The 23707-nt window shown below is 48.3% G+C and carries 22 protein-coding genes; 10 read left to right on the top strand and 12 right to left on the bottom strand.

Annotated features, from left to right (window positions below):
- Positions 1-3: 3 nt before the first annotated feature.
- The 5 genes from EHN07_RS06455 to EHN07_RS06435 all read right to left on the bottom strand — a co-directional run bounded on the left by EHN07_RS06455 (position 4) and on the right by EHN07_RS06435 (position 3251).
- Positions 4-612 (bottom strand): hypothetical protein, encoded by a 609-nt coding sequence (locus tag EHN07_RS06455; RefSeq protein WP_124023356.1) that lies wholly within the window; start codon positions 610-612, stop codon positions 4-6.
- Positions 605-1069: a PFGI-1 class ICE element type IV pilus protein PilL2 gene (pilL2, locus tag EHN07_RS06450; RefSeq protein ID WP_124023355.1), complete on the bottom strand. Its 465-nt coding sequence runs from the start codon at positions 1067-1069 to the stop codon at positions 605-607. The genes EHN07_RS06455 and pilL2 overlap by 8 nt, the downstream gene beginning before the upstream one ends.
- A gap of 119 nt (positions 1070-1188) precedes the next feature.
- On the bottom strand, positions 1189-1599 hold the full coding sequence (locus EHN07_RS06445; RefSeq protein WP_124023354.1) for an STY4534 family ICE replication protein: 411 nt from the start codon (positions 1597-1599) through the stop codon (positions 1189-1191).
- Positions 1600-2068: 469 nt separating this feature from the next.
- Positions 2069-2563, bottom strand: coding sequence for a DUF3158 family protein (locus EHN07_RS06440; protein ID WP_124023353.1), 495 nt, complete (start codon positions 2561-2563; stop codon positions 2069-2071).
- Positions 2553-3251, bottom strand: coding sequence for a PFL_4669 family integrating conjugative element protein (locus EHN07_RS06435; protein WP_124023352.1), 699 nt, complete (start codon positions 3249-3251; stop codon positions 2553-2555). Before EHN07_RS06435 ends, EHN07_RS06440 begins: the two co-directional genes overlap by 11 nt.
- Positions 3252-3671: 420 nt before the next feature.
- Between EHN07_RS06435 and EHN07_RS06425 the strand changes: the two genes are divergently transcribed.
- Complete coding sequence (locus EHN07_RS06425; RefSeq protein WP_124023350.1) at positions 3672-4010, top strand: helix-turn-helix transcriptional regulator; 339 nt, start codon at positions 3672-3674, stop codon at positions 4008-4010.
- 313 nt (positions 4011-4323) lie between these two features.
- Complete coding sequence (locus tag EHN07_RS06420; RefSeq protein WP_244202369.1) at positions 4324-5277, top strand: type II toxin-antitoxin system HipA family toxin; 954 nt, start codon at positions 4324-4326, stop codon at positions 5275-5277.
- A 331-nt stretch (positions 5278-5608) separates the two neighbouring features.
- Here EHN07_RS06420 and EHN07_RS06415 read toward each other — a convergent pair whose 3' ends face one another.
- Positions 5609-5818, bottom strand: coding sequence for a hypothetical protein (locus tag EHN07_RS06415; RefSeq protein ID WP_124023349.1), 210 nt, complete (start codon positions 5816-5818; stop codon positions 5609-5611).
- Between the two features lie 457 nt (positions 5819-6275).
- Here EHN07_RS06415 and EHN07_RS06410 point away from each other — a divergent pair, with 457 nt between their 5' ends.
- Both EHN07_RS06410 and nadS read left to right on the top strand, forming a co-directional pair.
- A complete protein-coding gene (locus EHN07_RS06410) occupies positions 6276-6596 on the top strand; it encodes a type II toxin-antitoxin system RelE/ParE family toxin (protein ID WP_124023348.1) in 321 nt (106 codons plus the stop codon).
- Positions 6597-6640: 44 nt separating this feature from the next.
- A complete protein-coding gene (nadS, locus tag EHN07_RS06405; RefSeq protein WP_002955114.1) occupies positions 6641-6937 on the top strand; it encodes a NadS family protein in 297 nt (98 codons plus the stop codon).
- A gap of 117 nt (positions 6938-7054) precedes the next feature.
- On the opposite strand, the gene EHN07_RS06400 is transcribed toward nadS, so the two are convergent.
- From EHN07_RS06400 to EHN07_RS06375, 6 genes are read right to left on the bottom strand one after another with little or no spacing between them, the layout of a single operon-like run.
- A complete protein-coding gene (locus EHN07_RS06400; protein ID WP_124023347.1) occupies positions 7055-8188 on the bottom strand; it encodes an STY4528 family pathogenicity island replication protein in 1134 nt (377 codons plus the stop codon).
- A gap of 18 nt (positions 8189-8206) precedes the next feature.
- Complete coding sequence (locus tag EHN07_RS06395) at positions 8207-8746, bottom strand: DUF2857 domain-containing protein (protein WP_124023346.1); 540 nt, start codon at positions 8744-8746, stop codon at positions 8207-8209.
- Positions 8730-10220: a ParB family protein gene (locus tag EHN07_RS06390; protein WP_124023345.1), complete on the bottom strand. Its 1491-nt coding sequence runs from the start codon at positions 10218-10220 to the stop codon at positions 8730-8732. The genes EHN07_RS06395 and EHN07_RS06390 overlap by 17 nt, the downstream gene beginning before the upstream one ends.
- Positions 10217-11572 (bottom strand): replicative DNA helicase, encoded by a 1356-nt coding sequence (gene dnaB / locus EHN07_RS06385; protein ID WP_124023344.1) that lies wholly within the window; start codon positions 11570-11572, stop codon positions 10217-10219. Before dnaB ends, EHN07_RS06390 begins: the two co-directional genes overlap by 4 nt.
- Positions 11565-11939: a hypothetical protein gene (locus EHN07_RS06380; protein ID WP_124023343.1), complete on the bottom strand. Its 375-nt coding sequence runs from the start codon at positions 11937-11939 to the stop codon at positions 11565-11567. The genes dnaB and EHN07_RS06380 overlap by 8 nt, the downstream gene beginning before the upstream one ends.
- Positions 11936-12820 (bottom strand): ParA family protein, encoded by an 885-nt coding sequence (locus EHN07_RS06375; protein WP_124023342.1) that lies wholly within the window; start codon positions 12818-12820, stop codon positions 11936-11938. The genes EHN07_RS06380 and EHN07_RS06375 overlap by 4 nt, the downstream gene beginning before the upstream one ends.
- 337 nt (positions 12821-13157) lie before the next feature.
- Between EHN07_RS06375 and EHN07_RS06370 the strand changes: the two genes are divergently transcribed.
- The 6 genes from EHN07_RS06370 to EHN07_RS06345 all read left to right on the top strand — a co-directional run bounded on the left by EHN07_RS06370 (position 13158) and on the right by EHN07_RS06345 (position 23707).
- The gene (locus tag EHN07_RS06370; protein ID WP_124023341.1) at positions 13158-14417 is read left to right on the top strand and encodes a tyrosine-type recombinase/integrase; all 1260 of its coding nucleotides are present in this window, start codon (positions 13158-13160) and stop codon (positions 14415-14417) included.
- A 158-nt stretch (positions 14418-14575) separates the two neighbouring features.
- Entirely contained in the window at positions 14576-15466 is an 891-nt protein-coding gene (locus EHN07_RS06365; RefSeq protein WP_124023340.1) for a WYL domain-containing protein, read from the top strand.
- Positions 15456-16217 carry a hypothetical protein gene (locus tag EHN07_RS06360; protein WP_124023339.1) on the top strand — a complete coding sequence of 254 codons (762 nt, stop codon included), beginning with the start codon at positions 15456-15458 and terminating at the stop codon, positions 16215-16217. The genes EHN07_RS06365 and EHN07_RS06360 overlap by 11 nt, the downstream gene beginning before the upstream one ends.
- Before the next feature lie 2 nt (positions 16218-16219).
- Positions 16220-16765 carry a BREX protein BrxB domain-containing protein gene (locus EHN07_RS06355; RefSeq protein ID WP_124023338.1) on the top strand — a complete coding sequence of 182 codons (546 nt, stop codon included), beginning with the start codon at positions 16220-16222 and terminating at the stop codon, positions 16763-16765.
- A 9-nt stretch (positions 16766-16774) separates the two neighbouring features.
- The gene (brxC, locus tag EHN07_RS06350) at positions 16775-20248 is read left to right on the top strand and encodes a BREX system P-loop protein BrxC (protein ID WP_124023337.1); all 3474 of its coding nucleotides are present in this window, start codon (positions 16775-16777) and stop codon (positions 20246-20248) included.
- Between the two features lie 66 nt (positions 20249-20314).
- Entirely contained in the window at positions 20315-23707 is a 3393-nt protein-coding gene (locus tag EHN07_RS06345) for a DNA methyltransferase (protein ID WP_124023336.1), read from the top strand.

The following is a 23707-nucleotide window of genomic DNA, read 5'->3' as shown; positions in this document are numbered from 1 at the left end:
CTTTTACTCTCCGGCGTTCAGCGTCAGCCGCTGCCCGCCTTTACGGAAAGTGGCGTAACTGCTGTCCATTTGCAGCAGTTGCCAGCCCTGTACGCTATTGCCGGGAGCAACAAGCTGAAGCTGTGAAAGCGAACGATAGTCGGATGGGGCAATGACGGCGAACTGTCGTCCGGCGCGAAACTCGCTGCTGATAAGAGAAAAAGGGGCCTTTGCGGCCCAAAGCGGAGATGGGGTGGGGCGTTTTGCCTTGGCGCGGCTGCGCGCGGCGGACTGTTGTTGCAGGTGTTGATAACTGGCGCTCAGGGTTCGGACTTGTCGCTCCAGCTCCCTGAGCTGCTCGTTAATAGGCTTAAGACGTTCGGCCTGAGAGCTGGTGGCATCGTTAAGCCGTCTGGCAAGGGCTTCCGTGCGTCCGGTGATATTCTTTATGGCAGCCTGTAGCTGTTGATAATCGCTGTCTGGCTGCGGCTGGTCGCGCCACTGTGTTATCTGGCGTTGTGTCTGTTGCTGAGCCAGCGTCAGGGTATTCAGGCGGTTGAGGCACCAGAATATTGTCGCCGCCAGCAGAAGGAGAGCGCTGCCAGCAATCAGGTAAGTCAGACGTTTAAGCATGATCGTCTCCCGTTCCCGACGTGTTCAGGTGAAAACAAACTTCTCGGTTAAGTACGTCGGTCTGCATCAGCCAGCCCGGTCCGGCCAGCGTTTTCAGCGCCTCTTCCAGCCGCATCGGACCGAGCCGGTATTGCGAAAGCGGCAGCGGTTTGCCAGCCAGAAACTGTGTTGGATGGTCATCGACGCAAAGGCTGTAGCCGCTCTGTTTCAGCAGCCAGGCGAAGGCGTCGCCAACGGTGAGCTTCAGGTTCAGCGGCAGGTTGATATTGACGATCTGGTGCAGCGGGTTGCGCTGGGCTTCGTCGGGGCGGGTGTTAATCAGCAGGTAGCGGTCATAGGGCACCACTTCAGGTGCAGGCGACGTGGCTGGTTTTGGTGCAGGCACAACGGGCTGAAGGGGCGCGGTGCAGCCACCCAGCATCAGCAATGTGATAACCCATCCTGTTATTCGCACCATTGTTTCTCTGAATCTGTTGAGGAATAGCCCGAGGGTGCTCAATGGTGAGAAGGCAGACAACGGGAAATTGTTTTTCGGTTATGAAAAAAGACGCCCGGAGTGGGCGTCATGATAAAGATTCAGGCGGCATCGTCTTCTGCCTCCTGATTTCCGGCCTGCCAGACGACTTCACCGTCAATTTTGATAAGGCCAATATAGAGCAGTCGGGCTTTCAGGCTGACGCCCGTTTCGCCTTTACGCTCGCCTTTGCTGTAGGTGAACATATCGACGTATAAGTCGCCCAGGCGGAAGTGGATCAGCACCTTGCGCTTTTCATTGACCGCCTGCTCGCAGCGGGTAATCAGCTTACGCGCTTCGCTGCCGGTGACTTTGCAGTCAAAGCGGACATAGTCCACGTCATCGGCAGCCCCGCTTAATGCGGCAATGTCACAGCATAAAAAGGGTTCGCCGCGTTTTGGGGTGACGGTGCGGACACGGTTAACGTAACCCAGACCGCTGGTGTACAGGTTGAAGTAAGTTTTCTCGTTCATAGGATCCTCCCGCGTGGTTAAACACGACGCTTAGTGATATGCAGAGTGCATCGGGGTGAAATAAATGTGCTGAATGATGCTGCACGAATAAAAGGGTGATGGAACCACGCCATACGGCGGGTAGCTCGCAGGTTCCGGCTACCGGATAAGCAAGGGGATTTAAGCGAGGAAAAAGTGAAATTGCGAGGCGATATTCTGTTTGCTGCACCTTAAAAATCGTGTTCCGCTCGGAGCCTGTTAAGGTGCATCGTTATCCGGTGGGCACCGGAAAAATGCAGGGGGCCGGGCAGATAGCGAGACGGTTGTCGCCTGGCTATCCACCCGGAGTGATGCTGAACAGAGAAGTAAAGGATGCTTTGCCCGACGGGAACGTCACGAGCGCGAACCAGCAAAACATGCTGCGCTGTTGGGAGTGCATCGAGAGTAATCGCGCTGCCGCTTAGTGTCGTGCTGAAATTCATGTCCTGCGTCAGCTATTTTGCCGCCCCTGATACAGCATTTCTGCATGGTTCATCTTTTCCTGACACTCCCGCGCCTGGCGGATAATGAAGGTCAGCACTGACATCTGCATATTGAACACTATGCGATCCCGCTCGATTTCCAGCAAGGCATCTCTGGCGCGTTGCGGGATTTTGGGATCGCCAATCAGGTTGCAGAATGCCGGGGTGCCGGATTTATTGTTTTGCTGGTTACGCCAGCGCAGAAAGTTTGCACCGGATGGTGCCGGTCCGATGGTGAATATCAGTGGAAGCTGGCGCACGGGGTAGCGTCTGGCGCTCCGGATTAGACGTTGCATCAATGGTTCCATCATCTCGCGCACGCTTCGGGTATTGCTCTCCAGCAGCTCCAGCTCCCCCTTACTCTTAAAAGGCTTTAAAAGGCCTTTTAGCGAGGAGACGTAAGCCAGCATTTTATAGTCTTCATCAGCCAGCGGCTGATAGCCGGTTATGGGGTTATTCATCATCGGCAGCTCCGGGATTGTCGGCCTTGCCAGGCAGCAGTGATGAAAACGATGATCGCAGCTTGCCGCTCAGTATCGCTTCCGGCAGTGGGCCTAAACGCTCAATAGCGGCTCTGGCCTGTGGCGTATTGTCAATAAAGTCCTGATGGGTCAGACCGGAACCCCGATATTTCTGCGCCAGACCAAAGGCGCTGCGAATAACCTTTGCGCCGTTATTCAACCGGTTGTGCATTTCCCTGCGGGAGATGATGGCGATATGCGAGGCCAGCAAAAGCTGACGGGCGAGCTGGTCGAAATCGGTCAGCAGATAAACACCCTGATATGCCAGCGGTACGTTGATAAACAGGGGAAAACGGACGGGCTGAACATTCAGGCAGTTTCCAATATCGATGCCTTCCGGCAATTCGCTGAACATGGCTTTTGCCTGATCCAGCATCATTTGCATCTCCTTACGCGACTGCGCCAGTTTCTCTTCCATACGCAGCATCCACAGGTCGGCGTAAGGATCCTTATGCTCTGCGGCAATGCGTATCTGGTTGAGGATTTCGATAAAGCGCGGCATCCCGATGATTGGCGCAGGGCCGTTCTCGGTCGCCCTTCGCCCGATCCACAGCCGGGTGGCATTGTGGGTGTGAAGCTGAATATGGATCGCACTACGCAGGGGACCCATGTTGAAGGTGTAGTCCGACATATCTGTTTCCTGTTGCGGGTGGGTGTCAGCGCAGAGTGATAGCGTGAGGGATTGTGAGCAATGGGAAAACGAAAACGCAGGCGGGAAGATTGTTTGTCGTAAATTTTGATGCCACTGGCATCACCCTTTTGTCTATTGATTGGCGGTGCATTGATAGGTATTTATGTGTGTCAGTGGCTGTTACATCAAATCGTACCCTTGCCGTTATCTCTCCACAAAAGACGCTTCATCTGTGTTGCCACCACAGCCGTCTGTTCTGGAACACGTCAGAAAGCTATTTGTTTAGCTCTTAGCCAATATCAGACGTCTGATGCCACTTGCAATACTCAATAGCTGGCATCAAGTGGGCGAGATTTGCGTGTTCCATTAATAGATCGTAGTGTGGCGAAATAATCTGTTTATGGAACAAAGAGGCGTGTAATGGCAAAACCATCTACCCGAACCTACTCTCGTTATAGTCGTGATGCAGCGCGACTGCTGGGGTTGATGATTCGTACTGCGCGTATTGAACGTAAACTGACCGTTGAAGAACTGGCTGAACGTGCAGGTGTATCGCGTGGACTCGTTTATCGTGCCGAAGAAGGAGACATGGGGTGTGCAATTGGCGCGGTATTTGAACTGGCTACTATTGTCGGTGTTCCACTCTTTACACCTGACCAGTCATTGATGACGTTATATACCTCGAACGCAGAGAAAACTTTATCGCTAATGCCACGCTCGGTGTATCACTCCAAAAAGGTGATAAACGATGACTTCTGATAACAGTCCCGATCTGGCATATGTATGGATCTGGTTGCCTGGTGCAACTCAACCAATTGTTGCAGGTGCGATAACTCGTGATGGTAACAGGTTCATCTTCAACTACGGGCGAAGTTACCTGGAACGGGAAGATGCTATCCCTGTCTATGAGCCGGAACTCCCGTTGGTACGAGGTGCGATTTTTCCCGCACCAGGTCTACAGCAGGCAAGTGCATTACGTGATGCTGCCCCGAATGCCTAGGGGCGTCGTGTTATCCTTAACCAGTTGATGGGGGCTCAGGGCAGGGATGCGGATCCTGACAGACTGGACGAAATGACATATTTGCTTGAGTCTGGTTCAGACCGTATTGGAGGACTCGACTTCCAGCGATCCGCAACGGAGTATGTGCCGCGTGCGTCCCAAAGCGCATCTCTTGAAGAGTTAATGCAGGCCGCATCAATGGTTGAAAGTGGCGTACCGCTAACTCCTGAGCTGGAACAAGCGCTTTTTCACGGTAGTTCATTAGGCGGCGCGCGACCAAAGGCAATGATTGAGTCAGGGAATCGTAAGTTTATTGCAAAATTCTCCTCCTCCACAGATACCTATAATGTTGTTAAAGCTGAATATATCGCTATGCGACTGGCTGCCTGTGCTGGGTTAAATGTAGCGCCTGTTCTTCTCCACCATACAGCGGGTAAAGACGTCATACTTATTGAACGCTTTGATCGTATACAAAGCCATGCAGGATGGCAGCGCCGCCTGATGGTTTCTGCGCTGACCATTTTTGGTCTTGATGAGATGATGGCAAGATATGCGAGCTATGAGGATTTGACGGATATTATTCGCCAGCGCTTCGATGCACCTAAAGAGACATTACGAGAACTGTTTGAACGTCTGGTTTTTAATATTATTTGCGGTAACACTGACGATCACGCCAGAAATCATGCAGCATTTTGGGATGGTAAAAAACTGAGCCTGACGCCCGCTTATGATATTTGTCCTCAGGGCCGTTCTGGTAATGAAGCAACGCAGGAAATGCTAATTATTGGTGAAAACCGAATGAGCAATCTTGCGGTTTGTCTGTCGGCAGCGGCTAAATTTCTGCTGAGCGAACAGGAAGCCATTGACGTTATTACACACTGTATCCGAACGGTTCACGAAAACTGGGCAGAGGTATGTCGTGAGGCTTCATTGAGCGAAGTTGATCGCAACTTCTTGTGGGGGAGAGTATTCCTCAACCCATTTATTTTTGAAGGTGCTCCTGAATCAATCGTACACCTGCGTTGAATCATTCTTATTGCCTATTAATTAATAGTGGATTGATAGATGTTAGGGTGATGCCACTGGCATCACCCTTTTGCCTATTGATTGATGGCAGATTGATAGATGCTAATGACAGTAAAGCTATTTTAAGGTGGTTTGAACACCTAACTGGTTTAAATTTTTTTGTTTTTCGGTACTGAAGGTACCTGTATTGGCATTTTTTTAAACTACGTAGCAGAGAAGTTGTATTAGGCGCGAAGCCGAAGGATTTATCTCATCGTTATGTATTGCACTTCAACGTGACGCTTTGATGCTGCCAGAATTCATCAACCTGACCCAGGTCGGTGAACCATTTTTATGAAGCCATGTGGCGAGCAAAAAGATTCGCTTCACGGCGTAAGAGCATCAATTCCTGATCCGATGGAACCTTTTGTAGGATCTCAAGCGGTGTTCTTACTGTACCTTTGCCATCCATAGGAACAGGACTGGTCAGAAACGAAACTCTTGTAATCGCATCAGTTTCCTGCGGCAGGCATTGCAGGATCTCTTCCAGGTGAGAAAGCATTCCAGCCCCTTTAAACTGAAAAGTAGCATGATCATTTGTTTATTGATTGGAAGCGGGGCCGGCAACGCTAGTATTAAACGGTTGTTCAAGTTTTTATTCTGTTGAGAGTTGGAAAAGAACTTTCTTCTCTATTAGTTTCATTCATCGTAAATTCAGATAAATATAATGATTGACCTGCCAGACAAGAAAAATGGAGATGATGCTGGACAAGTGACGGACCACTGCCGGATATGTTTTTTATAAGGGGTATGGTGGTAGTAGTTGTTCCTGTTTATCTCAATAGTTCACGTCCCGTCAGTTCAGCTTACGCCTCAAACAGTACCTTATGGTGAGGGATGGCTAGCTGTCTCGGTCGGCATGTCAGTGTATATTGAGTTTTTGCGTACATGGTACGCATTTGAATTGACATGCGTACCATGTACGCATATTATCAATGTATCAGGTAAGGGGCTGGGCAATGAAATTCCTTTTTATTGAAACTGCTGCCTTTAGCCGGACCAGGGAAGGACTCATGCAAGATGATGAATTGCGAGAGTTTCAAACCCATCTCCTGGATAATCACGACCAGGGGGATACGGTGGCAGGTACTGGCGGGTGTAAAAAAATTCGCTGGAGTCGCCCAGGTTCAGGAAAGTCAGGTGGTGTACGGGTTATCTATTATGTCACGGCGCAAAGCGGAAGAATTTACCTCATCGTTATGTACCCAAAAAACGTGCAGGACAACCTTACCGACAAACAAAAAGCATTGATTAAAGCAGCAGTACAGAAACTTACCTAACACTGCCTGCGTTGTTATCACCTCTCCATAACGAGGATAAATTTATGGACGACAAACTGTTTAATGAATTACTTGATGGTGTGAATGAAATGGTCGCCATCGAAAAAGGCGAAATTCAGCCGCACCCTGACCGTGTTCACAGCCATGACATTCCTGATGTAAAGGCGATGCGAACTGAGTTTGGCATGAAACAAAGTGAATTTGCAGCGGCTATCGGAGCCAGCACTGGATTGGTTCAGTCATGGGAGCTAAAGCGCCGCATTCCTTCCGGCGTCGCTTTGAAGCTGCTTAGGTTGCTGGAGCAAGATCCACAAATCATCAATTGCTTGAAAACCGCCTGATCGCTCGCTTGAGCGATCATCCATTCAGCGTCGATAATACAAAGATCCGGTTTCAATTCGCGGTGAGCTTTTTCGTGCGAAGCGGGCGCTCCGCATCCGTATTCGATGCCGCTGGTATCAGCCACTGCCCAGACACTGCGCCCGAATCTCCGCAACCAACTTACTAATATCCCGTTTTTTACGCGGCTCAGCCGGTATTTCCGGCTCTGAAACCACAGGCGGTACAAACTCCGGTACCGCCGCTTTGCCGCGCCGATACTGATTAAACTCACCGTCCTGCGCTTTTCGTAGCGTCGCCAGCAGATAGGCGAGCGGGTTTTGTATGCCGCCACGAGCAACGCGTTGTGCTGCGTCATCAAGCACTTCCTGGCGCAGCGGGGACGGCAGGTTTTGCATAGCCTGTAAGACAAGCTGTTTTTCAGGATGGGTTAACGGAATTTCCGGCGGCCAGTTCGGAGGTGAGTCGTTCGCGCGCGCGGTAGTACTATTACAAATATCTGTAGATACAGTACGTACAGAAGCCGGGTCCTGATTTGAGACTACGCCGTCAGGCCCCGGTTTCCGGCTTAGTCCCGATTCGGTACCTGGTGAAATTTTGCCTGGTACCGTATTGGGACCGGATGTTTCTGGCTTAGTCTTCTCTGGAGACTGGCGCTGCTGCCAGCGGGCGCGTTCTTCCAGCAGTTCAATGCGCGAGGATAAATAACGCAGGCTGGTATCCTGGCGAATGTCGTACAGAATGCCTTGCGCAGTAGCGCGAATACTTTTGTTTTCATGTCGCGAGCAGTGCTCCAGCAAATGAAGATAGCTGGCATCAAAGCGCACGGCGTCCAGTACGCTCAGGGGCTCATCATGTAACGCATAGATATTCCCGAGGATGCGCCCGGATACCCGATCCCGCGCCTTATGGCACAGGCTGAGCCAGCGCGTCAGGCGCAGCATCAGCAATGCCCGGCTGACGGTACTGCGCGAGGCTTTTTCATCCTGCGGACGGTTCGAGAGCTGCATTTGCAATTCGCTGTAGGAGGGGAACACCGCGCCGCCGTTGCCCTGCGCCTGCATTCGGATTACCTGCCAGGCGAATTTATCTCTGGGCGATAACAGCGGATCCTGCAAAAGGCGACGCGGAACCGTGTCATGTTGATTGCCCATAAACAGCAGGCTATCGGAAGCGGCTGTCGGATCCTTTTGCATCCGTTGCTGGAGTTTGTCGCCGGTCATGTTGATCAGCGCCTGGATATACGGTGTCATGATCTTCCCCTCGGTCACTCAGCTTTTTTCCCACTGGCGGATCAGATTCCAGACTACGGTCAGTGAGAGCGAACGTTCCTGCGCCAGCAACATCATGGCTTCCAGTGCTGGAATAGAGTCGATGTTATCGACTTTGATCTCCTGCCAGCGATTCCAGAGCGCGGCTTCCTCTTCTTCGCCGGGAACCTGGTTGCGCCCCTGACGAACGTGGATCCCCATAAGCCGACGGCGGGCGCTGATTTCAGCAGTCGATAGCCCGAAGTAGTGGCTGATTAACGCTATTGAGCCGCCAAGCTGCACCGCCTGCCCGACCAGTTGCTGGAATTTCTGCTCCTGACGCACCTGAACCAGCATCTTGCGTAGTACATCGTGGTTAATGGTGATTTTCAGGAACTGCGCCGAGGTGTTTCCCAGGTGCATCAGCTCCTCAAAGGTCAGGGCGTTCAGTTCGTTCAGCTCCTCGCGGTCAAAACCCAGCGCTTCGCAATAGCGCAAATTGCCGTCCTTCAGGGCCTGTATCACCTGTGACAAAACGGCCTGATTAATCGTTGGCAGCATGTTGTGCCTCCTGCTGTAATTCTTTGATCCGACGGATAATACGGATCAGTCGAAATGCTTTAATAAGGAATTCATCGCTGAAGAAGAAGCCATCCGCATTGCGTTGAAAAAAGAGTCCAGGCGTCAGCGCAGAGGCCAGCTCTTCCGTCAGCGGGATCTCGTTGAGTGCCGCCAGCAGCGCCCAGCAGGCGCGGGACTGTGGCCGGGTGAACATGGGGTGATCTGATGTAAATGGCATCACCTGAAAGCCAATGCCATTTACGTCGGTATTAGAATTCACCCGATCATCGATGGCGTAATATTCAGCAAGATCCCACGCCAGGCGATCGCTGACCGATCGTAAGGACTCCGTGGTATCCCACAGTTGTGGGATACGCCAGATATCCGTAACGGGTTCAGTCCCTTCGCATAATAGCGATGGTGCTTCTTCTGGCTCAGGTAAAGGAACAGGAGCTGGCGAACCAATGCCATCTTCCTCAGTTTCGGGTTTACGCCTGCGTGTTACCGGGCGCGGTTCGGGTTCTTCCGGTGGAATATAGGGCGGTGGTTCCGGCGTGGGGCCGAGTACGGCCCGGCGTTTTTGCTCGGAAGGATCGACATCCAGCAATAACAGGTTGTAGTCAACGTTCAGTTGCTGGCTCATCAGCCCCAGCAGCTCATCCTGCACCCGCTCGATGGCGAAGTCTTCAGGCTGGTCGTTAAACAGCGAAAGAGCGGAAGAAAAGAGGTTATCAAAGGAATCGGCGTCTTCGGCTGCATGACGCTGCCAGAGATGTAATGATGCCGCCCGCAGTGACAGCAGTTTTTCCACCTGCGAGCGCCCCATTCCGGCGTACAGCACGTCGGGGATACAGGGCAGCAGATATTCCAGTGCCTGTTCCATTCGGCTGATATGTGACTGGTTAATGGGGTAGCCGTCGTTCTTCAGATGCTCCGCCAGTTCTCGTTGCGAAAGCTGGCACTTTTCCACCTGCTGGTACAGTTCCCGCGCCTTGTTGATCCCCAGTGCACGCTCGATGAAACTGAGTTTGCCGTGCATATCGTTTTCCGCCAGATGGCCGATCAGACAGCGCAGTTCGCCCAGCATGGGTTGATCGGATGTACCGGCCCATGGCTTGTACAGACACTGAATGCGCCAGAATCGTTCATCATGCGTTTCGCGCCACAGTTCGTTGAGGATCGACAGGCGAGTATTGCCGCCGTTGGCGATGATAAACCATTCCTGATCGGGACGGCGGGTGATTGGCGGCGGCGTGTCCAGGCCACGATTGCGAATTGATGCTTTGATATCGTCATAGTTGGGGTTGCGCATCAGCCGGGGGTTGTGATCGTAAGGGCGAAGCTGTTCCAGCGTGACGATCATCGAAGTTTCCATCAGCGGGTCGGCAAACCGTTCATCGGGCGATCTTTCCCGATCAAAATTGCCCTGTAGCAGGCGGGACTGGAGTTCCGTCGAAGTCAGTTTGTTGTTCATGTTCCCACTCCCTGTTGGCTGAGCGATTCGAAGCGGGTTTGATCGCTGATAAAGCGGGTGCGTACTGTGCCAACCGGGCCGTTGCGCTGTTTGCTGACAATGACTTCAGCAATGCCCCGAGCCAGCGTGTTGGGATCGTACAGTTCGTCGCGATAGAGGAATAAGATCACGTCGGCATCCTGCTCAATAGAGCCGGAATCGCGCAGATCGGCATTGCAGGGGCGTTTATTAAGGCGCGATTCCAGCGCCCGGTTAAGCTGCGACAGCGCCAGTACCGGGCAGTTGAGTTCCTTCGCCAGTGCTTTCAGCGAGCGGGAGATCGTTGAGATCTCCTGATTGCGATTTTCTGCGCCGCCGCTGCGCATCAGTTGCAGGTAATCAACCACGATCAGCGAAGGAAGTCCGTACTGGCGCAGCGATCGTCTGGCCCGGCTGCGTAACAGCGATGGAGTGAGGATCCCGGAGTCGTCGAGCAGCAGGCGATCTTTCCATTCATTCATCAGGATACTGGCGCTGACGCCTATTTGATGCCAGTCATCATCACTGAGATCGCCACTGCGTAGCCGGGTTTGTGAGACACGACCAATCAGAGAAATCAACCGCAACAACAACTGTTCTGCCGACATCTCCATGCTGTAGATTTGCACCGGCTGCGTGGGGCGTAGCATGAGCGCGTTTACGCACAGCGTCAGGGCGAAAGCGGTTTTGCCGACCGAGGGACGCGCGGCGGCGATAATCAGGTCGCCAGGCTGGAAGCCGCAGGTCAGGGCATCTAGCTGTTCCAGCCCGGACGGCGTGCCGCTGAGGCTGCCGCGTTCAGCCTCATAGCGCTGAGCGATGCCTGCCAGCACGCTGTCAAAGCAGGCGCTGATATCGGTCAGACCACCATCCTGATGCGACTGCGCAATGGCAAACAGCTTTTGTTCGGCAAAGTTCAGTACATCAGCCACATTGCTGCGCGGCTGGCCTGCCATATCGCTCAGTTCATTGCCCAGTAACAGCAACTGGCGCAGCTCACCGTAGCTGGCAATATATTGCGCGTAAGGAATGATATTAGCGGTGCTGGGCGTGTTTTTAGAAAGCTCAGCCAGGTAGGCGAAGCCGCCCACCTGTTCAAGCTGTTCCTGCTGCTCCAGCGATTCGCTCAGGGTAATCAGGTCGATGGGATTTCCCTGTTCGACCAGACTTCGCATATGGCTATAGATAGTGCGGTGCACGGAGATAAAGAAGTCCTGCGCGGAAATCTGCGTGGCGATATCATCCCAGCGATCGTTATCCAGCATCAGCCCACCGAGCACCGATTGCTCCGCTTCGACGGAATGGGGTGGTTGTGGCCGCTTGCGCTTACTCATCCCGATTACCCTCCTGACAGGCTACAAAGGCTTCCCACAGCCGGGTCTGTTGATGAGGGGGTAACAGCAAAAGCGGTAACTCGCTGGAGTAGAGGGGTTTATCACTGGACCAGCCGATTTCAAATAGCGGCCAGTCTCTGGGCGCGCGCTCCGAGCCGGAGTTATCACGCAACTCGTTCTCATCTTCCAGGTTGAAGCAATCCACCTTTTCCGGTGGGATATGCCACAGCAGCGACATTAACACCGGCAGTGTTTCCCGCGCTTCTTCACGATCGGCGGCTTCAAAGAATACGATCACCTCATCGTCTTTCTCGGATGGATACCGGGCGTAATAGGAGCAAAATGCTCGCCAGATTTTTCGCTTCATGCGATGCCCTCCATCTGCTGGTGAGGCAGGGCGAGAAGCTGCGGAAACAGCTCTTCGGCCAGCATCTGCATGGTTTCAGCGGCGCAGGGCGTTGCCCGGCCTTTGGCGCGGGAGGCATCGAGTCGATGTACCGGTAACCCCAACGATGCCGCGCGGCGATAGGCCACGCTTGCGTAAACCGGCGTCATCAGGATCTCGGTGGGTACTAGTAGTTCCTGTTCTTTTTGTTTGTGCTGGAGAACCTGAAGCAGGTTGTGATGGATTTCACGGGCGTCGTTGGTATGGTCGAGCTTGTTGATAACTGCTTTTAGCGGCGGCAGCGGAATGCCATAGCGGGTGAAGGGCTGGAGATCCCGATACATTTGCAGCGTACCGCGCAGGAACTCGCGTGCGGAGAGCATTTCGGGTAGAACCGGGGAGATAATGAGATCGCTGGCTAACAGCACCATTTCCAGCGCAATAGTGCGTGCGCCAATGGTGTCTATCAGGATGACATCATAACCGGGGATCTGGCGCACCAGGTGGCGCAGGCGGATCACACCGTCAGGCGCAGCCTGGAGCAGACTCATCAGCTCGCCGCGTGGATCGTTGGAGATGATGATATCCAGTCTTGCAACGGAGGTTTGTGAAATGATCGTTGCTGGATCCAGTTTGTTCTGCGCGATAAGTTCGTAGATCCCGCCGGGAGCTTCATTATCAAGAGGGTAATAGCTGCTGAGTGTTGGCTGGCGGATATCGGCGTCAATCATCAGGACTTTCAGCCCCCGATCGGCCAGATAGCCGCCGAGGTTAGCCGTATCGGTGGTTTTCGCCACACCACCTTTGGTGGAGAGAATAGCGGCGATCAGCGTGGGTAAACTTGGTGCATCTGCGTTTTTCATAACCAGTGCCTTTTTCGTTGTCTGAAAAGCACTTCACTGCAAAAACGCTGATTTGTTAGTAGGTTGAGTTACCTGTTTGTTTTTGATTCAAAATCAACCGTTGAAAGACGTGCCGGTTCGAGTCCGGCCTTCGGCACCATTAGTATGTAAATGGACCTCAACTGAGGTCTTTTTTTATGTCTAAAATCCAGTCCCCGCAAGGCTTCCCTCGCTTTTTCAGTCAACATAAGTCAACCTGATTCAATCTACATCAACTTACTGATGCGGGTACAAATGCGGGTATATCCCGGTTCGATAATGTTTGTACCCACACAGAACCCTTGAAAGGATACTCAACATGGCTCTGAGTGATGTGAAGGTTCGTACGGCCAAGCCTGAAGAAAAAGCCTATAAGCTTACCGATGGTGACGGCATGGTTTTGCTGGTTCATCCTAACGGCTCAAAATACTGGCGGCTACGCTATCGCTTTGGCGGCAAAGAGAAGATGCTGGCGTTGGGGAAATACCCTGAAGTGTCATTGGCTGATGCCCGGGCACGGCGCGACGAAGCCCGTAAGCATCTAGCTAACGGTGTAGATCCTAGTGAGAACAAGAAAGCCGTTCAGGTAGAGCAGGAACAAGAAGCGATAACTTTTGAAGTGGTAGCCAGAGACTGGCACGCTAGCAATCAGAAGTGGTCTGAGTCGCACAGTGCTCGTGTATTGAAAAGCCTGGAGGACAATCTCTTTGCTACAATTGGTAAGCGGAATATCGCTGAACTAAAGACCCGAGATTTACTTATTCCCATCAAGGCCGTAGAGATGTCTGGACGTCTTGAGGTGGCAGCACGTCTACAACAACGAACAACAGCAATTATGCGATTTGCCGTGCAGAGCGGTTTAATCGATTACAACCCCGCACAAGAGATCGCTGGTGCAGTAGCTACGGCTAAACGGCAGCATCGCGCTGCGCTAGAGCTTAATCGCATTCCTGAATTACTTCATCGCATTGATCACTACTCCGGAAGACCGTTAACCAGGTTGGCCGTGGAACTCACTTTGTTAGTTTTCATTCGTTCAAGCGAGCTACGTTTTGCCCGCTGGACAGAAGTAGATTTTGAAACAGCTATGTGGACGATTCCGGGCGAGCGTGAACCGCTGGAAGGAGTCAAACACTCTCAGCGCGGCTCTAAGATGAAGACTCCGCATCTTGTTCCCTTGTCGCGACAAGCTCTCTCCATTTTGGAAAAGATCAAAAGTATGAGTGGAAACCGTGAGCTGATTTTCGTTGGTGATCATGATCCACGTAAGCCGATGAGTGAAAACACGGTTAACAAATCTCTACGAGTCATGGGCTACGATACGAAAGTGGAAGTTTGCGGTCACGGTTTCAGAACTATGGCATGTAGTTCATTGATCGAGTCTGGATTGTGGTCGAAGGATGCAGTAGAGCGGCAGATGAGTCACCAGGAACGTAACTCTGTGCGTGCGGCTTATATTCATAAGGCCGAGCATCTGGGGGAGAGGAGGCTGATGTTGCAATGGTGGGCTGATTATTTGGATGCAAATCGGGAGAAGGGGGTTAGTCCGTTTGATTTTGGGAAGAGAACTGCATTTTAACTGTACTACATCTTAGTATTTTGTACGTAAATTCTGAATTGATAGAAACAAGAGCCTCTTTCTACATCCTGCACTTAGTCACAAGATGCAATCATTTTGATTGCATCTTGTGACAGATTTGATATTGTCATGAACAAAGTTTTTATTAAAAAGATCAGATGAAAAACCTCCAGCACTTCTCCCATGCTCAGAGAGAACGATTGGCATTTATTGATTTTAGTTTGAATTATTTTGGTGAGATCAGCCGCTCTGATTTGAACAATCGATTCCAAACGGGTTTAGCTGCAGCAACAAGGGATTTTTCCACTTATAAAGAGCTTGCTCCTGACAATCTTGAACTCATCCATCAATCAAAGACTTATCATCGTAAGAGTCAGTTTAAACCGCTCTTTGGTCATGATCCTGTACAAATTCTGCATACTCTGGCAAGAGGGTTTGGAGATGGTTTCTCCTCGTTGTTTGAACCAAACCAATTATGCATTGACGCGCCACAACTCAATAAACCTTCTGTCGATGTTCTATCGGAAGTTATGCGTGCGATTAAACGAAAGCAGTTATTAGAGATAAGCTATGTTTCTTTATCTTCAGGCCATAGTTGTCGAATAATCGTGCCACATAGTTTGGCGAATAATGGCAGCCGTTGGCACATTCGTGCTTATGATCGAGTGACATCATCATTTAGGGATTTTGTTATCACACGGATTAAATCGGCCACACTTTTGGGCGATGAGATGTATGTGGGGAAAGAATCTATTTCAGCTGATAAGCAATGGAACCGAATTGTCGATTTAACCCTTATACCTCATCCTAATTCCAGCTATCCCGAAGCCATAGAGCTTGATTACGATATGGCTCATGGTCAGCTGGATGTAGAGTGCCGGGCTGCATTGGTAGGTTATTTGTTGAATCGTTTAAACGTCGATTGCTCTCAAAGCTATCACCTGGATTCGACTCATTATCAATTAGCATTAAAAGAAAATGCTGCACTTTTTGGAGTCGAAAACGCTCATTTAGCTCCCGGCTATCAGGAAAATAATAATGAGAAATGAACAACAATTAGTCTGTCTTGGATTCAAGTTTGGTAAAAGCGGTGCGCATTCAGCTCGTAGCATGATGATAGAAGAGCTTAAAGTATTGCTCATTGCTCACGATGAAAATGCTACTCGGGCTGAGTATGAAGATAACATTGTAAACTTTAATTTTTTGCTTAAGCCGACAGAAAAGTCTCGGAAGTTAACATATCGCTATCTTGTTGATCTTTATGGGCTAGATAATCATATTCCACTTTTTAAAGTATTTAGGGAATGGTGGGGATTGAGCGAAAGTACCCAAGCGATTCTTGCTTTGCAGCTTGCTGTCGCTCGAGATCCATTGCTGCGAGCCTCTACAGAGGTCATTTTGCATCTTGAACCTAGGGAACATCTACCCCGGGAGTGTATGGAAGCTTTTTTGGCTAAGGACAATCCAGAACGGTTCAGTGCTACATCTCTTAGGTCAATTTCTCAAAATCTTAATGGCACCTGGACTCAAGCAGGTTTCCTATCTGGCAGAGCAAAAAAATACCGAGAGAACCCTAATGTCAGCTACGTGAATGTCGCTTATGCGCTTTTTCTTGGTCATTGTCATGGTTTAAGTGGTCAGCGTTTATTCGATAGCTTGTGGTGTCGGATGCTATCTCAAGATAAAGAGCGACTCTTTGAATTAGCGCATAGCGCCTCATTAAGAGGACTGATTAACTTTAAGCAGGCGAGTGAGATCGTCGAAGTTACCTTTCCGAATATTGCGTTACCTGAGGTGTAGGCATGTCAGACAGAATATCGAAATTGCTCTCTAGTTTTGAGAGCCATATCAGCATTCCATGGCCAGCAGCAGTTTCTGCAGACGAACGCAGTATTTTTTTGGTGTACAACAAGCAAGATGAGTTAAGACTTCGTGCCCGTGTCGAAGAGTTTGAACAAGCTTGTACAAAACATAATCATCCATGGCAGTTACTCGACCTAACACTCAGTTTCGAAAACTGGATGGCTGCACAAGATTACAAAGAAACTTATTTTGAAGATCCTGAGTACTTGAAAGGTTTGTACGGTGATTTTGCGGAAGAGTTAGTTGAAACGCTCATTGCTCAAGTTGAAGCATCTCAAACTGAGGATGGTGTGGTTGCTTTATTGGGATGTGGAACGTTATTTGGTTTTGCTTCCGTTTCTGGTGTCGTTGAGGCATTGGCTGAAAAAGTGTCAGGTCGACTAGTTGTCTTTTTCCCCGGTGAAGTTCAAAACAACAATTATCAATTATTAGACGCAAAGGACGGCTGGGGATATCACGCCACGGCCATTTCTGCGACCTCTTAAGGAATAGCCATGCTTAATCGCGAAATTTTTGTCAATGATCCAGTCAATAGCCGCCTTGCAAACAACGGGGTTGCACAAGTTAAAGATGATGTATCTAAAGGGGCTCTGGATACGCTGGAATATGAACTGCGCACCTTTGTTTGTGATGGTGCGTACGAAAAAGGTTTAGATAAAATTCTGAGTAACTACCTTTCGGCATTTAAGTCGAATAGTGAGCAGCCAGGAGTCTGGATCAGTGGGTTTTTTGGTTCAGGTAAATCTCACCTTGCTAAAATGCTGCGTACATTATGGACCAATCAAACACTCAACAATGGATCCGATGCACGCTCAATTGCTGATTTGCCTGAGAGCATTGCAAAACAATTAGACGAATTATCTACTATCGCAGAAGTTAACGGTGGTTTGTATGCCGCTTCTGGCACATTGGGTGCCGGAACGGCGGATAAAGTTCGCTTAGCTTTATTAGGAATTATTTTCAAATCAGCAGGGCTACCTGAACAGTATCACTTAGCTCGCTTTGTGATGTGGTTGAAGTCTGCTGGCGTATTTGATCAGGTTAAAGAATTTGTCGAAAGCAAAGCAAAAGCTAAAGATGGTGTGGACACCTGGACAAAAGAACTGAAAAACCTGCATGTTTCGCCAATTTTGCATGAAGCAGTATTGCAGTCAATTCCAGGAATGGGCTCGGATATTAAAGAAGTCCGAGAAATGCTGCGTGCGCAATACAAGATTGTCGATGATGTCACCAATGATGAAATGGTTTCAGCGATTGTTGATGCCATATCTAAAAACGGTGAGCTGCCATTAACCTTAGTGGTTCTCGATGAAGTGCAGCAATACATTGGTGATAACGTTCAAAGGGCTTTTGATGTTCAAGAAGTGGTGGAGACATGTAGTGGCGCAAGTGCTTTAAAATCCAAAGTCTTATTTGTTGCAACAGGTCAGAGTGCATTAACTGGGATGACCAACTTGCAGCGCTTGATGGGCCGTTTTCAGGTTCCAGTTCAACTGGAAGATACTGATGTAGATAAAGTTATCCGTAAAGTTATTTTGCAAAAGAAAGAGTCGGCTAAGCCAGTAGTTAGAGCAATGGTTGATGATAACTTAGGGGAGATCTCCCGTCATTTGCGTGGGAGTACCATTGAACATCATCGAGATGATGAAAAGTGGATCGTGCCAGATTATCCGTTACTTCCCGTACGCCGTCGTTTCTGGGAACGTATTTTACCGGCCTTAGATAGAACTGGTTCTGGTTCCCAGCTACGAAACCAACTGCGTGTGGTCCACGAGGCATTAAAAGCGACAGCAGATAAAGAACTTGGTTATGTCGTCCCTGCAGATTTTCTTTATGACCAGATCTCCACTAATTTGCTACAAACCGGTGTCATTTCCAAAGATATTTATGAAACTATCAGCCGTAAACGCGGCGGTAATGAGGATGAGCAATTACAAGGTCGTCTATTGGCTTTGATTCTCTTAATCAGAAAACTGCCTGCGGAGATGGAATATGGCATTCACCCGACAGTGGAGACCTTAGCTGATTTACTTCTGGAAGATCTGAACAACGATAAACATAAGCTGCGTCCGTTAGTTCCAAAGATGCTTCAAGCACTGGAGGCAGAGCATCTGATCATGTCTCGTGACACAGAAAACGGGCGTGAATTCAGCTTACAAACTATAGAAAGCCAGGCGTGGTATGACGAATTAAGGCGTCAGGAAAATGATTTGCTAGGAAACCCACAAACCTTAGAAGCGTATCGAACAAAAGAGATTCAGAACTACATTCGTAAACAGGTTGCACAAGCGCGTATTGCTCAAGGGACCGTAGCTGAGCCAAGACCTATAGCTGTCTATTTTGAATCTGAGTTACCTGCTGATGCAGATAAGCGTATTTGTGCGTGGGCCCCAGAACAAACAGAAAAGCAATTTAATGATTTATCGCGCGGCTCTGATCCTGATAGTGCCACCATTTATATCTACGTACCAACGAACCACCGTAGTGATTTGCAAAAAGCCATAGTGAGCTTGAAAGCTGCTGAAAATACCTTGGAAATTCGCGGTAGTGCAGCTACCGGGCCTGGTAAAGATGCGAAACAAGCAATGGAAACTCTTTTGCAAAGTGCGGAGAAAACAAAGAATAGCTTACTTAAAGAGATTTTTGGTTCGATTCAAGTCCGTTTGGCAGGTGGGCAGGAAGTTGAAGGGGACTCTCTTGCGGCTCAGATTCAAAGTGCTGGCGAAATAGCCTGCCAACGTCTGTACCATAAATTTAAAATGGCAGATGATCGTGGTTGGGCCAAAGTTTACGAAGTTGCTAGTCGCCTGGCAGACCCCAATGCGTTAGAAAAAGTGGGTTACAGCGGCGAAGCGGACAAACAACCCGTATGTGCCGAAATTTACCGCTTTATTGGTACGATGAAGACAGGTAAAGAAATCCGTGAAAACTTCAAAGATGCGCCTTATGGATGGGGCAACGATGTGATTGATGGAGCTTTGTATGCCATGTTAGCAGCCGGTGTATTAAAAGCTTCTGATATTCAAGAGCGCGCTATTGATGCTAAAAGCCTTGATCGTAGTTCTTTGACTCAAACTAAGTTCCGTCCTGAAACCGTTACGCTTTCGAAAATGCAATTAATCAAAGTTCGCGGTGTTGTTTCAACGCTGCTTGAACAAGCATGTAATGCAGGCGAAGAAGCAGCTAAATTGCCTCTGGCAATTATCAACGCGAAGAATGTTGCGAATCAAGCTGGCGGCTCAGCCCCATTACCGATAGCACCAAGTACCGCAATGCTTACTGAACTGGAAATGTATTCAGGCAATGATCAGTTGCAAAAAGCATTTGAGTATCAAGATCAACTAAAAAGTGATTTTGAATCCTGGAAAGAGCAGGCTCATAAAGCCAGCTTACGTACCAAACTTTGGCGAAAGCTGGACTCCCTAATGGGCTACTGTTCTGGTCTGGTAATTTATAACGAACTCGTAAAAGAAAAAGAAGCCATCTTGGCTAACCGTAGCTTGTTAGATGAGCCATGCCCGGTGGATCCGTTGTTAAAAAAAGCAACCAATGTATTACGTGATGCTCTCACCAGCCATCGTGAACAATACGAGCAAGAATATCGCACCTGCATGGCTGAACTGCTGGATGACGAAAACTGGCAGCAACTAGATGAGGCTAAACGGAATAGTTTCTTGCAGAAACGTCACTTGGATGCCGTGCCTGAAATTAATATCAGCGATTTGGATTCTGTTTTGAGTTCCTTGGATGATATCAGCTTTGCGCGTTGGAATGATAAAACGGCAGGACTACCAAGTATTTTTAATCAGGTTTTGAAAGATGCTATTAGCGAACTCCAGCCAAAGACTCGATATGCGAAACTCAATAAACCAATCATCAAATCCGAGCAAGAGTTACAAGACTGGTTAGCTTATGTTGAGCAAGAATTGCGCTCTCAGTTAGAAAACGGTCCAGTCGTACCAAGCTAATGTTTGATTCCTAAAAATAACCCGCCGACCGGCGGGTTTAAGTTTACAACGATTTAAGAAGATCTCATGAGACAACCACTCGATAAAATATTACGTAAAAAACTAGAAGATACGGTCGTTAAAGCTCGCGATATCGTTGAAATTGCAGTAAATGAAGCTCTACAGCGTTTAGGTGTTGCTGATAGTCAGGCACCGGGTTACCTCAATGACGAACAGCGCGCACTTCGTAATACTTTACGTGCCCATGCCCGCCAGTTGGGGGATAAGCTCACTGATGGTAAGCAAGAAATTGAACGTTTAGCCAATGAGATGGCGTATGAGCATTGGCACCGAATGTTATTTGCGCGTTACTTAGAGCAAAACAATTTATTGATGTATGACGAATACACACCAGTTACGCTTGATGAGTGTTTTGAACTGGCTGAAGAAGAACCAGATTGTAAAGATGGTTGGGAGTTGGCTGGCCGTTTAGCGCAAAAAATGTTGCCACAAATTTTCCGTGCTGACTCGCCAGTATTTGCAGTTAAGCTATCCATCAATTATATCAATGAACTGGAAAACTTAATATCAGCACTTGAGCCTGCTATTTATCAAGCGCAAGATAGTTTAGGTTGGTGTTATCAATTCTGGCAAAACAAAAAGAAAAAGCAGGTCAATGAATCCGGCGTAAAAATCGGTGCCCAGGAGTTGGGGCCGGTAACTCAACTGTTTACCGAACCCTATATGGTGAGCTTCTTACTTGATAATGCCTTAGGGGCTTGGTGGGCAGCTAAACATCTCACCCAGGATGACTATATTCGCTCTAACAATGAGCAGGAGTTGCGAGATATAGTATCCATTCCTAGCGTGCCATTAGAATATTTACGCTTTATCAAAAATGACGAGTCTGATGGTAAAAGAAATAAATGGACTCTTGCGGTAGGTGGTTATGAAAGGTGGCCAGAACATCTTAGTCAACTGAAAATGTTGGATCCTTGTTGTGGTTCTGGCCACTTCTTGGTAGCGGTATTCTTGATGCTGGTGCCGATGCGTATGCAGCTTGAAGATCTAACCGCAAGGGATGCTGTTGATGCTGTACTACTTGACAATATTCATGGTTTAGAACTTGATCAGCGGTGCGTGGAACTGGCCGCATTTGCTCTGGCGCTTGAAGCTTGGCGCTACCCTAACGCAGGTGGCTACCGTATTTTGCCTGAGTTGCAATTAGCTTGTTCAGGGATGTCAATTACTGAGGCGCAGAAAGATTGGAAGGAGCTTGCTAAAGGGGATGATGCATTTTCTGATGCAATTACTTGGATGATGCGTACCTTCAAAGACGCAGCAACACTGGGGAGTCTGATTGACCCAACCATTGCGCTGGAAGACCGACAAACTGCTCCTTGGCAATTGTTGCAGCAAGCCATGATGAATAAGTCCGATGCAAGCACTGAATCTAGGACTGTAGCTCAAGGGTTAGTAAAAGCTGCTGGACTATTAGCTAGTAAGTATCAGTGGGTTATTACTAATGTGCCTTACAGAACTAGTGGTGATTTAACATTTCTACTGAAGAAGTTTATTGATAATACTTATCCTTATGCTAGTTCTTCCTTAGAAACTGCTTTTTTAAGTAAATTGTTGGAATTTGCTGAGTCTGATTGTATGGTAAATATCGTTGTTCCTTTAGATTGGCTGACAAAACCTTCGTATTTGGAATTTCGTAGGCACATTTTATCAAAATCAGAGTTCAATTTCTCGGCAATTTTAGGGGCAAAATCATTTAGTACTCCAATGTGGGATTTTAATATACAACTTCTTACATTGATTAATAGTAAAAATAGAGTTCACTCATTACGGGCTATAGATGTTTCTAATATAAATGGGCTAGAAGAGAAAGCTCGTAATTTGAAGTGCTTAGAAGTGTTAGAAGGTGATTTCTCTAATGTTAAAACTAGAGAGGACTTACGAATTTCTTTCGAAAAAGATGAAGGATTGCCTCCGCTTAGTTTATATGTAAATTTTGCAAATGGGATGCAAACAGGGGATCTTGTTAGATTTAGCTCCGAGTTTTGGGAGCTGGAAGCAACAAACAAACTAAACTATTTCCAAGGTACAGTTTCTCATTCAAATATTTATTCAGGTCTTAATTCAATATTAAAATGGAAAGGCGAAGATTGGTTGAATATTGTATCTCCATCTGCAGTGATTCGTGGTAGGCAGGCATGGGGAAAGAAAGGTATAGCGGTTAGTGCTATGGGGAAATTATATGTTTCAATGTATAGCGGTACATATTATGACGATAATACTGTTGTAATCTATCCTACTGATATACATCTGCTTACGGCTATATGGTGCTATCTTTCTTCAGATGAGTATCACGATAACGTAAGAAATATAACTAAGGCTCTTAAAGTTCGTAGGCAGTTAATAGAAGTTTCATTTGATAAGGAAAAGTGGGTGAATGTAGCTAATAAATCTTATCCGAATGGTCTCCCTCAGCCATATTCAAATGATCCTAGCCAATGGATTTTTCATGGGCATCCATGTGTGAATGTTATTTGGGATGAAAAAAACAAAACGATTTCTATTGGGAAATTACGTCAAGACGATTCAGTATTACAAGTTGCAGTAGCCCGTTTACTTGGTTATCAATGGCCAGCTGAATTGGATGTTGATATGGAGTTAGCGCCAGAAATGCGCCAAGTAATGAAGGAGAATGATAATTTTAATGAATTAGTTGATGGTGATGGAATAGTCTGCATCCCTGCCGTCCGTGGTGAGAAAGCAGCCGCAAAACGCTTAGCTGAGATTTTATACAAATCCTACGGTGATACCTGGAGCAGTTCTGTAGAAGATAACTTGCTTAAATCCGTTAAAGCCAAAGATTGGGATAGTTGGTTGCGCGATAAGTTCTTTGAGCAACACTGTAAGTTATTCCAACACCGCCCATTCATTTGGCATATTTGGGATGGGCTTAAAGATGGTTTCTCTGCACTTGTCAATTACCATAAGCTGGATTACAAAGGCCTGGAACGGTTGATTTATACTTATCTGGATGACTGGATTAGTATTCAAAAACGCAATATTGCTGATGGTGTTGATGGAGCTGATATTCGATTAACTGCGGCAGAAAATCTAAAAGTACAGTTAGAGGCTATTCTTGAGGGTGAAAAGGGACTTGATATTTTTGTGCGCTGGAAGCCACTTGAAGAGCAGCCTATTGGTTGGAACCCTGATCTCAATGATGGGGTGCGGTTAAATATTCGCCCATTTATGCTTGCAAAAGATGTTGGTAAAAAAGGTGCTGGTGTACTCCGTGTACAACCTAACATCCTCTGGAAGAAAGACCGTGGTACCGATGTCGAATCTGCACCGTGGTATCATCTTGGTTTACAATATGGAGGGAATCTTGGTGATAGGATCAATGATCATCATTTGACGCTGGCAGAGAAAAGAGAAGCCAGAGAAAATAAAGGATTATAA

This window comes from Buttiauxella warmboldiae, from assembly GCF_003818135.1.
Classification (GTDB): domain Bacteria; phylum Pseudomonadota; class Gammaproteobacteria; order Enterobacterales; family Enterobacteriaceae; genus Buttiauxella; species Buttiauxella warmboldiae.
The sequence above is the reverse complement of the archived record's forward strand: the minus strand, read 5'-3'. Positions and strand labels throughout refer to the sequence as shown.